Genomic DNA, 14,186 nt, shown 5'->3' with positions numbered 1-14,186 from the left:
CTGCGCTACACTCCGGACCGGGTCGCGATGTATCGTGATAACCCTGTGCGGGTCAACCGAATTCGGCGACTATCCCGCCGCTGAAATTGCCGGCGCGGCCATGGGCCTTGCCAGCCGCAATTCCCGCTGATGCCGGTACTCCAGCGCGATCGCGCCCCAGATCAGTCCGAGCAGCAGATAGAGGTGGCGCCAGTGGTCGATGTCGATGAAGGTGCCCAGCCCGATATTGCCGAGATAGGCGACATAGGCGCAGAGCAGATAGGGCTGCCAAGGCCGGTCGCGCAGGAGGATGCGGAAGCCGGCAACGATCGTCCATAGCGTCAGCGTCAGGAACGAGACGAAGCCCAGCCAGCCATAATCCATCAGCGCCTTCAACCAGATGTCGTGCGTGTCCTCGCCATAGATGGTGCCGAAGACCAGCGGGCCGATGCCGAACGGATGCTCCATCGCCAGTTGGAAGCCGATCGAGTAGCGGGCGAAGCGGCCGAGCCGCGCGGTGTCGTAGCTCTGTTCGAGATGCGCGCGCTGGGTGAACATATCCGACACGCCGGGCAGTTGCAGGATGACGAGGATGGCGATGATCAGCAGTGCGGCTGCGGCGATCGTCATCACCACGACCCGCAAGCGGAACATGCCGCTGGCGCTCTGCAGGAAGAGGCAAGCGGTGAGCAGCACCGCTGACACCGCGAACATGCCCCAGGCGCCGCGCGAGAAGGAAAAGAAGATGCCGGCGGTGATGATGAGCAGCGGCACCGCCAGCAACGGCATGCGCAACACCGGACCGGTGAGCAGCAGATAGAGCAGATAGGTGCCGGGCAGCACCAGGAACGGCCCGAACACGTTCGGGTCCTGGAAGGCGCCGGCGGCGCGGTCGTATTTGGTGAACATTTCCGCGCCCGGGAAGGCATGGAAATAACCGGCGATACCGAGCAGCGACGTCGCCACCGCCGACACCACATAGGCGACGAAGATCAAGCGGTAGAGATTGGGCTGGACCGAGGTCACCGAGGCGAAGAACACCGCGCTGAAGGCAAGGAACAGCGAGACCGAGAGATAGAGCGGCGTGTTGGCGAGATCGGCCATCTGCGTCATCGCGATCATGCCGCCGATGTTCATCGCCACCAGAAGCAGAAGCATCGGCACGATCGCGCGGGAGATACGCAAGCCAAACAGCGCCCAGACGGCGATCAGCCCGGCCATGTAGATTTCGTATGGCGCCGGCTCACTGATGACGAAGCCCGAAAGCAGGATGCCGATGCCGATCGCCGCCGACGCAATCAGCGCGATCGCTTTGGCGTTTATCGCCGAAGCCGGCAGCTCATGGGCGACGGCGCTCAATAGGCGTTTTCCGTATTGAGCAGGCGGATCGGCGTCAGGAACAGGATGCGCAGGTCGAACAGCATCGACCAGTTCTCGATGTAATAGAGGTCGTACTCCGTGCGCATGCGGATCTTTTCGTTGGTGTCCATCTCGCCGCGCCAACCGTTGATCTGCGCCCAGCCGGTGACGCCGGGCTTGACCTTGTGGCGGGCGAAATAGCCGTCGACCACTTCGTTGTAGAGAAGGTTATGCGACTGCGCGGCGATCGCATGCGGGCGCGGCCCGACCAGCGACAGCGAGCCGAGCAGCGAGTTGAAGAACTGCGGCAGTTCGTCGATCGAGGTCTTGCGGATGAAGCGGCCGACGCGGGTCACGCGCGGGTCGTTCTTGGTCACCGTCTGCTTGGCGGTCGGGTCCGACCGGTCGGTATACATCGAGCGGAATTTGTAGACCTCGACGATCTCGTTGTTGAAGCCGTGCCGCTTCTGCTTGAACAGCACCGGACCCTTGCTGTCCAATTTGATGGCGATCGCGGTCGCCAGCATCACCGGTGAAAACAGGATGATGCCGATCAGGGAGAAGACGATGTCGAAGGCGCGTTTGGCGACGGAATCCCAGTCGTTGATCGGCTTGTCGAAGATGTCGAGCATCGGCACCGAGCCGATGTAGGAATAAGCACGCGGGCGAAACTGCAGCGCGTTCGAATGCGCCGACAGCCGGATATCGACGGGCAACACCCAGAGTTTCTTGAGAAGCTGCAGGACGCGCGATTCGGCGGTCAGCGGCAGCGACACGATCAGCATGTCGATGCGCGCGATACGGGCGAATTCGATCAGCTCGGAGATCGTGCCGAGCTTCGGATAGCCGGCGACGATCGGCGGCGAGCGCTTGTCGTTGCGATCATCGAAGATGCCGCAGATGCGGATGTCGTTGTAAGGCTGCTTCTCGACCGTGCGGATCAGCTGCTCGGCGGCCTTGCCGCCGCCGACGATGACGGCGCGGCGCTCCATGCGGCCGTCGCGCGCCCAGCGCCGGATCAGCCTGGACATCACCAGCCTGAGGGCGAAGATCATGACGAAGCCGACGACGAACCAAGTGCCGAACAGAAGGCGCGAATAATCTTCCGATGCTTTCATGGCGAAGGCGGTCAGCGCCATCAGCGCAAAGGCGCCGGCCCAGACGGCCAGTATGCGGCCGAAATTGGCGAACGGTCGCATCAGCCTCGAGATCTGATAGCAGTCGGAGACGTCGAGCAGCACAACCGCCAGGAACGAAGCCGCAGCCATCGTCAGCGGATATTGCCAGGCCAGATAGTTGAAGAAGCCGACAAAGTAGAAGTAGACGCAAAGCCCGGACAGCAACAGCAGCGCGAACTCGACCATGCGCAGCACACCGCTGACCATGATCGGCGACATCGTATCGCGCCGGTATTGCGAGGCGACCTGGCGCGCAACGTCGTTCATGCCGCCGGGTTTTTCACCTTCGGCAGGGGCATCGAAATTGCGCACCGCATCCAAGGAAAAGCGGCGTGCGGGGTCGATCTCATTCATGCGATTGTCCGCGAGCTACACGGACCTGCATAGCAAAAGAGAGCTAATAAAGGCTTGAAACAACCTGTGGTTTTGGAAAGGTCTGTGCGGTTGCGAAGCGAGTTGCCTGGCGCCTTGTTTCTCCACGAAAGGTTTGACGACGATGCGAACAGGTTTTGATCGGAGATGAAATGACGGCAACGCGTCCTGTTTCGATCGCTGTGGCGCCGAACGGCGGCAGGAAAACCCATGCGGATCATCCGGCTTTGCCGATGACGGCGGCCGAGCTCGCCCACGTCGCCGGTCTTTGTCTCGAGGCCGGCGCCAGCATGATCCATGTCCATGTGCGTGATGGTGAGGGCAGGCATCTGCTCGACGCGGATGCCTATCGCGCCGCCATCGATGCGATACGCAAAACGGTCGGCGACGGGCTCGTCATCCAGATCACCAGCGAGATCGCTCGGCGTCTACACGCCGGCGCAGCAGATGCAGGTGGTGCGCGAGGTCCGGCCCGGATCGGTCTCGCTCGCCTTGCGCGAGCTGCTGCCGGACGCGCGCGGCGAGGCCGGGTTCAGCACCTTCCTGCATTGGCTGCGCCAGGAAAACGTCGCGCCGCAGTTCATTCTCTATTCGCCGGACGAAGCCGTGCGACTCGCTCAACTGCAGGCGCGCGGCGTGGTTCCGTTCGAGCGGCTTTCGGTCCTCTATGTGCTGGGGCGGTATACCGCCGGCCAGACATCCGCCCCCGCGGATCTTTTGCCTTTTCTCGGTGAATCTGTGCCGCGCTTCGCGCACTGGTCGACATGCGCCTTCGGCGGCAGCGAGGCGGCCTGCGTTCTCGCCGGTGCGCTGCTTGGCGGCAACATCCGTGTCGGCTTCGAGAACAATCTGCTCATGCCCGACGGGCGGATCGCGCGCGGTAATCAGGAATTGGTTGGCGTGGCCAGGGAAAGCATTGAGCGCCTTGGCTTCAATGTAGCCACAGCGGCTCAACTGCGCGCGGACTGGCAATTGAAGTAGGCAATTCACCGCCAGGGCGAATGCCCTATTTTTTTAACGCCTCGAAATAGGCCCTTTCGATCTCGGCCGCCATGACATCGGCGCCGAATCGAGCCTTGAGCTCATCGACTTGCGGCATCACCTGCCGATAGGCGTCGAGGTCCTTGAGCGCCATGACGATCTTGTCGGCAAGCTGGCTCGGATCCGGCTTGATCAGGGCAGGGGAGCTTTCGCCGAAAATCTCCGGAATGCCGCCGACCGCGGTCGCGATCATCGGCATGCCGGCGGCCAGCGCCTCCAGCACGATATAAGGCATCGCCTCGGCGCGAGAGGGCACGACGACCAGTTCCGCCAGCGCAAAAGCCTCTCTCGCCGGCATTGGCGGCAGGAAGCGGATGCTGTTCTTCAATCCCAATCGCTCGACCCGCGCGTGATAGCGGGGCAGGTCGTCACCATCGCCGACCATGACGGCGCTCAACGGGCGGCCCATCGCGACGCTGGCCAGCGCCAGCGCATCGATGAAGATGTCAGGGCCTTTGAGATCACGCATCATGCCGATGTATAAGAGATCGGCGGCATCCGCCGCCGTCGTTACCGGTTCGAACTCGGTGGCGCGCAGGCCGTTATAGACCAAGCTGTTTGGGATTGGCGGCTCGCCGACCTTCCGGCGATAGGTCCGCCGTTCGTATTCGGAAACGAACAGCAGGCAGTCCGTGAAGCGCGCCATGGAGTACTCCAGGCCGAAGAACAGCTTTCCCGTTGCTGTCGTCTCGTCATAGTGGAGCGAGCCGCCATGCGGCGAATAAAGGCGGGCAACGCGAGACCTAGATACCCGCAACAATGAGCCGAACAGACGAGCATAAGCGCCACCCTTGGCGCCGTGCCCGTGCAGCACGTCCGGCCGCAATTCCTTGATGATTCGATAGGTGCGCCAGGCCGAGGCGAGATCGCCGGGGCCGACATGGCGCTGCATCGGCGTGCGATGGATGCCGAGCGCCAGGCTGCCCCTCATCGCCTCGAACAGCCATTCCTCGTAACCGCCGCCGGTCGTCGAATCGCAGACGATACCCACCGAATGGCCGGCGGCGACTTGCGCCTCGGTCAGGTCGCGCACATGCCGGAAGATGCCTCCGACAGGTGAGCGAAAACAGTGGACGATCCTGAGATTCGCCGCCACTTGGATGATTTTCAGAACAGGCGTTCGCGGACGTAGATCGTGTCGCCGGGCAGCAGCGGATCGGATGTCAGCACGCGTCCGGTTATCACCTTGCCGTTGATGTCGCGGGTGATGTCGACGCTTCCCTGATTGGCGCGTGGCGAGAAACCGCCGGCGATCGCCACCGCTTTCTGCACGGTGAGGCCCGGCACATAGGAGTACTGGCCCGCGGCGCCAACTTCGCCCATGACGAAGATCGGCCGGTAGCGGTCGATCTCGACCGAAACATCGGGATCGCGCAGATAGCCCTGGCGCAGTTTGTCGGCAAGCTCCTTTTCCAGCTGCTGGGCGGTATGGCCGCGCGCCGGGATTGCGCCGACAAGCGGGAAGGAGATGTAGCCGGACTGGTCGACGCTGTAAGTGTTGGTCAATCCGTCCTGTTCGAACACGGTGACGCGGATGCGGTCGCCGGCGCCTAACCTGTAAGGCTGGTCGAGCACTTCGTGAAAGGCAGCCGGCGTCGGCCGGTAACTCGAGCAGCCGGTGAGCAGCGACAAGGCGATGAAAGCGCGAAAGAGGGAAGCTGTGCTTTTCATGACCGGTCAGGAACCTTCATCGCTCTTGCCGCGAATTGCTGCGGCCAACCCAAGGACGTAGGATCGTTATCATCCTGTTAGGGTTAATGGGCGGTAAAGGACGGCGACATGAAGAGGCGGCCACGGGCAAAAAACTGAGTCTTTATATTGCCTTCGCTCAACATCGTGAAGACATCGCGCAGCAACCGTCCGCCCAAATCTTAACGGCTGGGTTACCATAGTTGTTTACGGTCCATCCTCGACTCATAGTTCGGAGCAGGATGCATGTCCGTTCAATCCGCGGCCGCAGATGTCGATGTCGACCTGAGACAGCTCTTCGCCAGTCTCGGGCGCAACTGGTTGCGCATTGTTGTCGTCACGCTGTTGGTCACCGGCCTTGCCTTTGCCTTCGCCTGGCTCGCCACACCTTATTATAAAGCAACGGCCAAGCTGGAGATCGGGCCGCGCGAATCGGTCTACACCCGGCCGACCACCACCACCAATGACGACAAGTCGGCGACCGACGAGGGCGCCGTGGCCACCGAGGTGCAGATCATCGGCTCGCCCGACATCCTCAAGAAGGTCGCCACGGATCTCGATCTGGAAAAACGGCCCGAATTCGACGAGACGCTGAAAATGTCGGCGCTGAGCCGCATGCTCGTCCTTGTCGGCCTGAAGAGCGACCCCTTCGACATCCCGGCGGAAGAGCGCGTGCTGAATGCCATGCACGAGAAGCTCAACGTCTATGCCGTCGAGAAGACGCGTATCATCGCGGTCGAGTTCTCCTCCAAGGATCCGCAGCTTGCCAAGCAGGTTTCCGATGCGATTGCCCAGGCCTATCTCGAGGCCAAGCAGGATACAAAGAAGGATACCAATACCGCCGCCACCGGCTTTCTTGGCCCGGAAATCACCGATCTGCAGAATCGGGTGAAGGACGCGGAAGCCAAGGTTGCCGCGTTTCGCTCGCAATCCGACCTCCTGATGGGCGGCAACAATGCGGTGCTCGCAACCCAGCAACTTTCCGAACAGTCGAGCGAGCTGTCACGGGTGCGCGCCAGTCGCGCCGCCGCCGAGGCGACCGCCGACAGCGTGCGCAGGGCGCTCCAGAACGGCGGCACGCTCGACAGCGTGCCGGAAGTTCTGTCGTCCGATCTGATCCAGCGCCTGCTAGAGCGGCAGGTAGAACTGCGGGCCAACATTGCCGACCTGTCGACCACGCTTCTCGACAACCATCCGCGCATCCGGTCGCTGAGGTCGCAGCTTGCAGACCTCAATGGCCAGATCCGCAACGAGGGACAGAAGATCCTGAAGGGATTGGCGACGCAGGCGCAGACGGCCAGGGCCCGCGAGGACCAATTGGTCAAGGAGGTCGACCAATTGAAGGAGGCCTCGGCCCGCGCCGGTCAACAGCAGGTGCAACTCGACGCGCTGCAGCGCGACGCCAATGCCCAGCGCCAGCAGCTTGAGTCCTACATGGCGAACTACCGCGAGGCATCTTCGCGCGTTGACCGCAAATATCTGCCGGTGGATGCCAGCCTGCTGTCGAAAGCGCAGGTGCCGACCGAACCTTATTTTCCGAAGGTCGGACCGATCACCGGCGCGGCGGCGGCCGCCTCGCTGCTGCTGATGGCGATTGCCACGCTGCTTGGGGAACTGTTCTCCGGCCGCGCCATGCGCCCGGCGCCGGGCGCGCGGATAGACCATATCGAGCAGGTGCCGATGCCCGCCGCCAGGATCGAGCCGACAGTCGCCGAAACACCTGGTGAATATCGCGTCTTTGCGCCCTATGAGGAACCTGCCGCGGGCCAATCGATTGCGGAAGCGGAGCTTCCGAAGCCCGCCGAGAGCGACCCGGCCGAGGTTCATGCCGTCGCCGAGGTGCCGGCCGAACCGATCGAGCAGGCACCGGAGCTGGAGCCAGCGCCAGCGCCGGAACCCAGGCAATCCCTGCTGGGCGAGATCGATGTCGACAAGGCTGCGGAAAAGCTGATTTCTTCCGGCACGGCACGGGCGATCTTCGTCTCGCCTGAGGGTGACGAAGCGGCCGCGTCGGCTGTGCTGGTTGCGCGCGAAGTCTCCGATGCCGGCCTGCGCGTGTTGCTGCTCGATCTCACCGCGTCCGGCGCTGCTTCGCGGCCGATGCTCGACTCAAGCCTGTTCCCCGGCATCACCAATCTGCTCGCCTCCGAGGCGCAGTTCAGCGACGTCATCCATCCCGACCTTTATTCCGACGCGCATGTCATTCCGGTCGGCACCGCCGATCCGGTCCGCGCCATGCGCGCTGCCGATCGGCTGCCGATCATCATGCAGTCGCTGACGACGGCTTACGATCTTGTCGTGGTCGAATGCGGCCCGGCCGACGCGCAAGGCATCGGCCGCCTGGTCGGCGACGGCACCGAGGTCTTGCTGTCGATGCTCGAAGCCGACGACCAGGTGACGCAGGCCGCGGTCAAGCTGATCGAAAATGGCTATCCGAATCTGACTTTGGTCACGCCGATCGGCCATGAACCGCCTGGCAGCCCAGGTCGCCGCTCGGCCGCTTGAAATGGCGGCTGCGTGTAGCGGCGCGTGATTTTATGCGGCCGCCCAGTCGATCAGAACACTCAGTTCCTGCAGCGACAGTGTGCGGAGGGTCGGTTTCATGGCTCTCACTCCGCAGCGATCATCCCTGGCGAGAAGGATTTCAGCATGCCGCGATAAGGCTTGGCGAGAGGGCTGGCATAGGCGCCACGCTTGGAGGTTGACAATCCGAGCGCAATGAGCGCTTCGGCCTGTTTCACGGCCGCGCTTACGCCGTCGATTACCGGCAAGCTGAATTCCTCTTGCAGACGGTGGGCAAGATCGGCCATTCCGGCGCAGCCAAGCACGATGGCCTCGGCTCGATCCTCCTCCACGGCCCGGGCGATCTCGTCGCACAGCTTGCCAACCGCTCCTGATGCCGGATCGCCGAGTGCCAGCACCGGAATGTCGGCGGCCCGCACGCGCACCCGGCCCGACATACCGTAGCGTTGCACCAACCCCTCCACCGGCACGCGAGAGCGTTGGGTGGTGGTTACGACCGTGAAGCGCTGGGCGATGAAGGAGGCCATGCTGAGTGCGGCCTCGCAGATACCGATGACGGGAATGGCGGCCATGGCGCGGGCAGCGTCCAGCCCTGTGTCGTCGAAACAGGCGATGATCGCGGCTTGAGCGCCCTGTCGTTCGCCGGCAGCGATTTCCATCAAGAGGCCCGGCACAGCCAGTGCCTCGTCATAATAGCCCTCGATCGAGGCCGGTCCCATGGATGAGGTGACGGCGACGATCTCGGTCCAGGCGCCGGCGACGCCGCGCGCGGCCGCCGCGATCGTCTCGGTCATGCTCGCCGTCGTGTTGGGATTCACCACCAGTATCTGCACGGTCACGCTCTCGCCCTGCGGCGGCCGACATAGAGGATGGCGCCTAGCGTCGTCAGGATCACCAGGAAGGAGAACACGGTTGTCACCGTGCCCAACGCGTAGAGCACGGGCGTGGTGACGTTGGTGGTCATGCCGTAGATCTCGAGTGGCAGCGTGTTGAAGGTGCCGGACGTCATCAGCGTACGGGCGAACTCGTCGTAGGACAGCGTGAAGCCAAACAGGCCGACGCCGATCAGGCTCGGCGCGATCATCGGCAGCACGACATGGGCGAAGGTTTGCCAGGAACTGGCGCCGAGGTCACGCGCGGCCTCCTCATAGGCCGGCGAGAACCGGTTGAAGACGGCGAACATAATGAGCACGCCGAACGGCAAGGTCCAGGTCAGATGCGCGCCGAAGGCCGATGTGTACCAGGCCGGACGGAAACCGATCTGCTGGAAGACGACGCCGATCCCCAGCGAGATGATGATCGACGGCACCACGAGGCTGGCGACCGCCAGGTAGAACAGCGCGGTCGCGCCGCGGAATTTCTGGCGGAAGGCAAGGCCTGCGAGCAGCGACACCACGACGGTGACGACCATCACCATCAGGCCGAGCACCAGCGAGCGCTTGAAGCTGCCGCCGAAATCGCCGACGGCCTGGCGCTCGAACAGATTGGCGAACCAGTGCAGCGACACGCCGTTGAGCGGAAAGGTGAGGCCGCCGGTCTCACCTTGGAAGGACAGGATCAGGATCGCCGACAGCGGCCCGTAGAGGAACAGCACGAACAAGGCGAAGAATGCCGCGAGCACATAGAATTCGAGGGTGCGTTTTTCGTGGCTCACGTCACAGCTCCCTGCGGATGTCGACGATGCGCAGGATGCCGGCGACCATCAGCAGGACCAGCACCAGAAGCACCACGGCGTTGGCGGCGGCTGCCGGATATTGCAGCAGCGACATCTGGTTCTTCATCATCAGCGCCACCGAAGCGCTCTGGCCGCCCGACATCACCTGCACGGTGGAGAAATCGGCCATGACCAGCGTGACGACGAAGATGGTGCCGATCGCCATGCCGGGCTTGGCCAGCGGGATGATGACGTTCCACAGCACCTGCCAGCCGGACGCCCCGGCATCGCGCGCGGCCTCGACCAGCGAGCGGTCGATGCGCATCAGCGTGTTGAAGATCGGCGTCACCATGAACAGCGTGTAGAGATGCACCATGGCGAGCACGGCGGCGAATTCGGAATAGAGCAGCCATTCGATGGGTTTGGGCACCAGGCCCATATGCACCAGCGTCGAGTTGATCAGCCCGTTGCGGCCGAGCACCGGGATCCACGAGATCATGCGGATGATGTTGGAGGTCAGGAACGGCACGGTGCAGACCAGGAACAGCACCATCTGCATGGCCGTGGTGCGGATGTGGAAGGCGAGGAAATAGGCGACCCAGAAGCCGATGAACAAGGTCAGCGCCCAGACGATGGCGGCGAATTTGATGGTGTTGAGATAGGTCTTCCAGGTGACCCAGGAGCCGAGAACATCGGAATAGTTGGTGGTCAGGAAGTCCGGATACATGGCGGCGAAGTCGTAGTCCCAGAAGGACACGACGACGATCATGATGATGGGCAGAAGCAGGAACGCGCCAAGGATCAACGCCAGCGGTGCCGACTGCAGATAGGGCGTGACGACACTTAGCGAGAAGCGGCGTCGTCGGACTGGTTTTGCGGCGGCGATGGCGGGGCGTTCGAGCGCGACTGTCATCAATGCTCTCGGGTTTGGCGATACGGCTTGAGCCGCGTTCCCTTCTCCCACAAGGGGAGAAGGGGCAGAGGAGAGGCGCTTGTTATTCGCTTACGCCGCGATGAACTCGTTCCAGCGCTTCACCATGTAGCGGTCCTCGTCCATCACCGAGTTCCAGCAGGCGACCTTGCCCATGCGCTCCTCGAACGAGCCGCCATCGCGCAGGGCGCCGGCCTTTTCCATGACGGTGCCGTCGGGCGCCTTGATCTCGCCCTTGGCGGGCTTGCCCTCGATCCAGTAGCCCCACTCGTCCTCGGACATGAACTTCTTGGCCGAGACCATGTTGGCCGAATAGTAGCCCTGGCGGTTGAGGTAGCCGCCGACCCAGCCGGATGTGTACCAGTTGATGTATTCGTAGGCCGCGTCGAGTTCGGCGCCCTTGAGATGGGCGGCAAGGCCGAGACCGCCGCCCCATGAGCGGTAGCCTTCCTTGAGCGGCTGGAAGCGGCAAGCGATGCCCTTGGAACGCACGGCGGCGACGGCTGGCGACCACATGGACTGGATGACCACTTCGCCCGACGCCATCAGATTGACGCTCTCGTCGAACGACTTCCAGAAAGCGCGGAACTGGCCGCCCTGCTTGGCCTTGATCAGGAAGTCGATCGTCTTGTCGATCTCGTCCTTGGTCATGTTGCCCTTGTCGACATATTTGATGTTGCCCATCGCTTCCATGATCATCGCCGCGTCCATAATGCCGATGGAGGGGATGTTGAGGATGGCGGTCTTGCCCTTGAAGGCCGGGTCCATGATGTCGGCCCAGGTCGTGATGTCGCGGCCGACGAGGTCGGGGCGGATACCCAGCGTGTCGGCGTTGTAGATGGTCGGCACCATGGTGAACCAGTTGGTCGGCGCCTTGGCGAAGGTCTTTGAATCCTGCGCCTCGACATACCCGACCGTATGCGGGGCGGTACCCTGGGCAATGACGCTGTCGGGTGTCAGCTTGCCGGTTTTGAACAGTGGCACCAGCTCGTCGTAATATTTCAGCTTGCTGACATCCATCGGCTGCAGCACGCCGGTGGGGAACACCTTCTTGCAAATCCAGTATTCTATGTCGGCGATGTCGTAGCTGTCGGGCTGGGTCACGGCGCGCTGGGCGGCGGCGTCGGAATCGGTCGCCGTCATCTCCAGCGTGATGCCGAGATCAGCCTTGCACTTGTCGGCGATGGCGTTGAGGTTCGACACGCCGGTGCCGAACTGGCGCAGCGTGATGTTGGATTGCGCCCAGATGGTCGGGAAGCCGGTGATGACACCGGAGCCGGCGGCAAAGCCGACGGCGGCGGCACCCGTCTTGAGGAGCGAGCGGCGCGAAATGCCAGTCTTCGTTTCGGTGGTTTTTGTCATGCCTATTCCCCTGTCTTGTTTTGCTTCGTTGAATTCATGAATGAAGGCGCCCGAGGACGATCGCGTCCTCGGAATCCCAGGCGAGCGGTACGGCGTCGCCAATGGCGACGGGTTTGGCGAAGAAGTCGGAATCGTCGATGATGACGGTGAAGTCGTCGATGCCGGCGCCGGTGACCGACAGCTTCACCGTGGCGCCGCGATATTCGATGTTGGAAACGATGCCGGTGAAGCCGAGACCGGGCGAGGAGCCTCGCCGACGCGCACATGGTCGGTGCGGATGGCAATGTCGATCGGCGCGCCCGGCTCCTGGCCCTGGCCGCAGGCGGCAAGCGAGCCGCCGCCATTGACATCGAAGACGACCATGCCGTCACGCTCGCCGGTGACCCGGCCGGAGATGACATTGTGGTCGCCCATGAAGCGCGCGACGAAGGCGGTGGCCGGCCGTTCGAACACGTGGCGCGGCGGCGCCGCCTGTTCGATGCGGCCGTCATTCATCACCACGATCAGGTCCGCCAAGGCCATGGCCTCCTCCTGGCTGTGGGTGACGTGGACGAAGGTGATGCCGAGCGAGGTCTGCAGCTTCTTCAACTCGGCGCGCATGCGTATCTTCAGGAACGGGTCGAGCGCCGACAGCGGCTCGTCGAGCAGCAGCGCTTCCGGATCGGTGATCAGCGCGCGAGCAAGCGCCACGCGCTGCTGCTGGCCGCCGGAAAGCTGTGCGGGGCGTCGCGTCGCATAGGCCTCCATCTGCATCAGCTTGAGCATGTCGAGCGCCTTGGCGCGGCGCTGCTCCTTGTCGACGCCCTTCATCTTCAGGCTGAAGGCGACATTGTCGATAAGGTCGAGATGCGGGAACAGCGCATAGGACTGGAACATCATGGCCGTGCCGCGCTTGGCCGGCGGCAGGTCGGTGACGACGATGTTGCCGAGGCGAACATCGCCCGACGAGATGCTTTCGTGGCCGGCGATCATACGCAGCGTCGAGGTCTTGCCGCAGCCCGAGGGGCCGAGCAGACAGCAATAGGTGCCCGCCGGTATCTTCAGGCTGATGTCCTCGACGGCGGTCGTCGTTCCATAGACTTTCGAAACGGACACGATGTCGATCTCGGCGGCTTTGGACATTCAGGCTTCCCCGTTGGTCGCATTAACCAATGCATCATGCGTGCCAATCCGGGGATGATTGGCCAAGCGGTTGAATTGTCTGAAAAATCAGGATTCCGGACGCTTGCCCATCTGATGGGCTGCCTTGTGCATTGCACAAATTATGGGCGATTGTGCGCTATCTGCACAAAAATCGTATGCAATCTTTTTTGACTTCGTGTTCACTTTGCCTCTCGTGCGCGGATGACGAGTCGCGTTAGAAGAGAGCGGGAACATCATCGCCATGAACATTGCCGATCAGATCTATTCCGCCGACAGCGCCAACCAGGATCGCGCTCAAGCGATCCGCGACAATCTGCGCGACGCCATCGTCGATCGGCGGCTCGCGCCGGGCACCAAGCTGTCGGAAGGCGAGGTCGGCACGCTGTTCGACGTGTCGCGCACCGTGGCGCGCGCGGCGCTGCAGATGTTGTCCTTCGAGGGGCTGGTGCGCACCGAACGCAACCGTGGCGCCTTCGTCGCCAATCCATCACCCGAGGAAGCGCGCCAGGTGTTCGCCTCGCGCCGGCTGATCGAGCCGGGCATCGCCATTGCCGCCTGCGGGCGGGTCACATCAGCCGATCTCGTGGCATTCCGCGCGCAGCTCGACGAGGAAGGCCGCTTCATCACCGAGCGCGGTCCGACTGCGCGGCGTTCCGAAATCAAGGCATCCGGCGATTTCCACCTGTTGCTCGCTGCGGTCGCCGGCAACGCCATCCTGCAGCGCTTCATGGAGGAGCTGGTGGCGCGCTCGTCGCTGGTCATCGCGCTCTATGGGCGATCCGGCGTGTCAGCCTGCGGACACAGCGAGCACATGGAAATTGTCGGCGCGCTGGAGAGCAGCGATTGCGAGCGGGCGAGCCGGCTGATGCTGCACCACATCGACCATATCGAGGCCGATCTCGATCTGCGCGTCAGGGCCGGCCCGGCGCTCAGGGAAGCCCTCAATTTCTGAAGG

10 protein-coding genes and 2 pseudogenes are annotated in these 14,186 nt (G+C 63.0%); 3 read left to right on the top strand and 9 right to left on the bottom strand.

Annotated elements, in window-relative coordinates; all coding sequences use genetic code 11:
- Window positions 1-69 precede the first annotated feature (69 nt).
- Window positions 70-1,338 carry an O-antigen ligase family protein gene (locus ACVDG8_RS01700; protein ID WP_447253128.1) on the bottom strand — a complete coding sequence of 423 codons (1,269 nt, stop codon included), beginning with the start codon at window positions 1,336-1,338 and terminating at the stop codon, window positions 70-72.
- Window positions 1,335-2,870, bottom strand: a complete 1,536-nt coding sequence (locus ACVDG8_RS01695; protein WP_447253127.1) for an undecaprenyl-phosphate glucose phosphotransferase — start codon at window positions 2,868-2,870, stop codon at window positions 1,335-1,337. Before ACVDG8_RS01695 ends, ACVDG8_RS01700 begins: the two co-directional genes overlap by 4 nt.
- A gap of 170 nt (window positions 2,871-3,040) precedes the next feature.
- On the opposite strand from ACVDG8_RS01695, the pseudogene ACVDG8_RS01690 reads away from it, so the two are divergent.
- Window positions 3,041-3,869 (top strand): annotated as a pseudogene (locus ACVDG8_RS01690) (3-keto-5-aminohexanoate cleavage protein).
- Between the two features lie 25 nt (window positions 3,870-3,894).
- Here ACVDG8_RS01690 and ACVDG8_RS01685 read toward each other — a convergent pair.
- Both ACVDG8_RS01685 and ACVDG8_RS01680 read right to left on the bottom strand, forming a co-directional pair.
- Window positions 3,895-5,025, bottom strand: coding sequence for a glycosyltransferase family 4 protein (locus tag ACVDG8_RS01685; RefSeq protein WP_447253125.1), 1,131 nt, complete (start codon window positions 5,023-5,025; stop codon window positions 3,895-3,897).
- 11 nt (window positions 5,026-5,036) lie between these two features.
- Window positions 5,037-5,600: a polysaccharide biosynthesis/export family protein gene (locus tag ACVDG8_RS01680; RefSeq protein WP_447253124.1), complete on the bottom strand. Its 564-nt coding sequence runs from the start codon at window positions 5,598-5,600 to the stop codon at window positions 5,037-5,039.
- Between the two features lie 264 nt (window positions 5,601-5,864).
- Here ACVDG8_RS01680 and ACVDG8_RS01675 point away from each other — a divergent pair, with 264 nt between their 5' ends.
- Complete coding sequence (locus ACVDG8_RS01675; RefSeq protein WP_447253123.1) at window positions 5,865-8,123, top strand: GumC family protein; 2,259 nt, start codon at window positions 5,865-5,867, stop codon at window positions 8,121-8,123.
- Window positions 8,124-8,227: 104 nt separating this feature from the next.
- Here ACVDG8_RS01675 and ACVDG8_RS01670 read toward each other — a convergent pair whose 3' ends face one another.
- The 5 genes and pseudogenes from ACVDG8_RS01670 to ACVDG8_RS01650 all read right to left on the bottom strand — a co-directional run bounded on the left by ACVDG8_RS01670 (window position 8,228) and on the right by ACVDG8_RS01650 (window position 13,210).
- Window positions 8,228-8,974: an aspartate/glutamate racemase family protein gene (locus ACVDG8_RS01670; protein ID WP_447257202.1), complete on the bottom strand. Its 747-nt coding sequence runs from the start codon at window positions 8,972-8,974 to the stop codon at window positions 8,228-8,230.
- 2 nt (window positions 8,975-8,976) lie between these two features.
- Window positions 8,977-9,795 carry an ABC transporter permease gene (locus ACVDG8_RS01665; RefSeq protein ID WP_447253122.1) on the bottom strand — a complete coding sequence of 273 codons (819 nt, stop codon included), beginning with the start codon at window positions 9,793-9,795 and terminating at the stop codon, window positions 8,977-8,979.
- Between the two features lies 1 nt (window position 9,796).
- Window positions 9,797-10,708, bottom strand: coding sequence for an ABC transporter permease (locus ACVDG8_RS01660; RefSeq protein WP_447253121.1), 912 nt, complete (start codon window positions 10,706-10,708; stop codon window positions 9,797-9,799).
- 90 nt (window positions 10,709-10,798) lie between these two features.
- Complete coding sequence (locus ACVDG8_RS01655) at window positions 10,799-12,088, bottom strand: ABC transporter substrate-binding protein (RefSeq protein ID WP_447253120.1); 1,290 nt, start codon at window positions 12,086-12,088, stop codon at window positions 10,799-10,801.
- Between the two features lie 34 nt (window positions 12,089-12,122).
- A pseudogene (locus tag ACVDG8_RS01650) lies at window positions 12,123-13,210 on the bottom strand (ABC transporter ATP-binding protein).
- A gap of 262 nt (window positions 13,211-13,472) precedes the next feature.
- On the opposite strand from ACVDG8_RS01650, the gene ACVDG8_RS01645 reads away from it, so the two are divergent.
- Window positions 13,473-14,183: a GntR family transcriptional regulator gene (locus ACVDG8_RS01645; RefSeq protein WP_447253119.1), complete on the top strand. Its 711-nt coding sequence runs from the start codon at window positions 13,473-13,475 to the stop codon at window positions 14,181-14,183.
- Window positions 14,184-14,186: the final 3 nt, after the last annotated feature.

This window comes from Mesorhizobium sp. ORM8.1 (assembly GCF_053005525.2).
The sequence above is the reverse complement of the archived record's forward strand: the minus strand, read 5'-3'. Positions and strand labels throughout refer to the sequence as shown.

What these genes read in the sequence shown, in the direction of transcription:
- ACVDG8_RS01645 (WP_447253119.1), top strand. Translation starts at nt 13,473, where the DNA reads ATGAACATTGCCGATCAGATCTATTCCGCCGACAGCGCCAACCAGGAT.
- ACVDG8_RS01675 (WP_447253123.1), top strand. Translation starts at nt 5,865, where the DNA reads ATGTCCGTTCAATCCGCGGCCGCAGATGTCGATGTCGACCTGAGACAG.
- ACVDG8_RS01695 (WP_447253127.1), bottom strand. Translation starts at nt 2,870, where the DNA reads ATGAATGAGATCGACCCCGCACGCCGCTTTTCCTTGGATGCGGTGCGC.
- ACVDG8_RS01680 (WP_447253124.1), bottom strand. Translation starts at nt 5,600, where the DNA reads ATGAAAAGCACAGCTTCCCTCTTTCGCGCTTTCATCGCCTTGTCGCTG.
- ACVDG8_RS01655 (WP_447253120.1), bottom strand. Translation starts at nt 12,088, where the DNA reads ATGACAAAAACCACCGAAACGAAGACTGGCATTTCGCGCCGCTCGCTC.
- ACVDG8_RS01660 (WP_447253121.1), bottom strand. Translation starts at nt 10,708, where the DNA reads ATGACAGTCGCGCTCGAACGCCCCGCCATCGCCGCCGCAAAACCAGTC.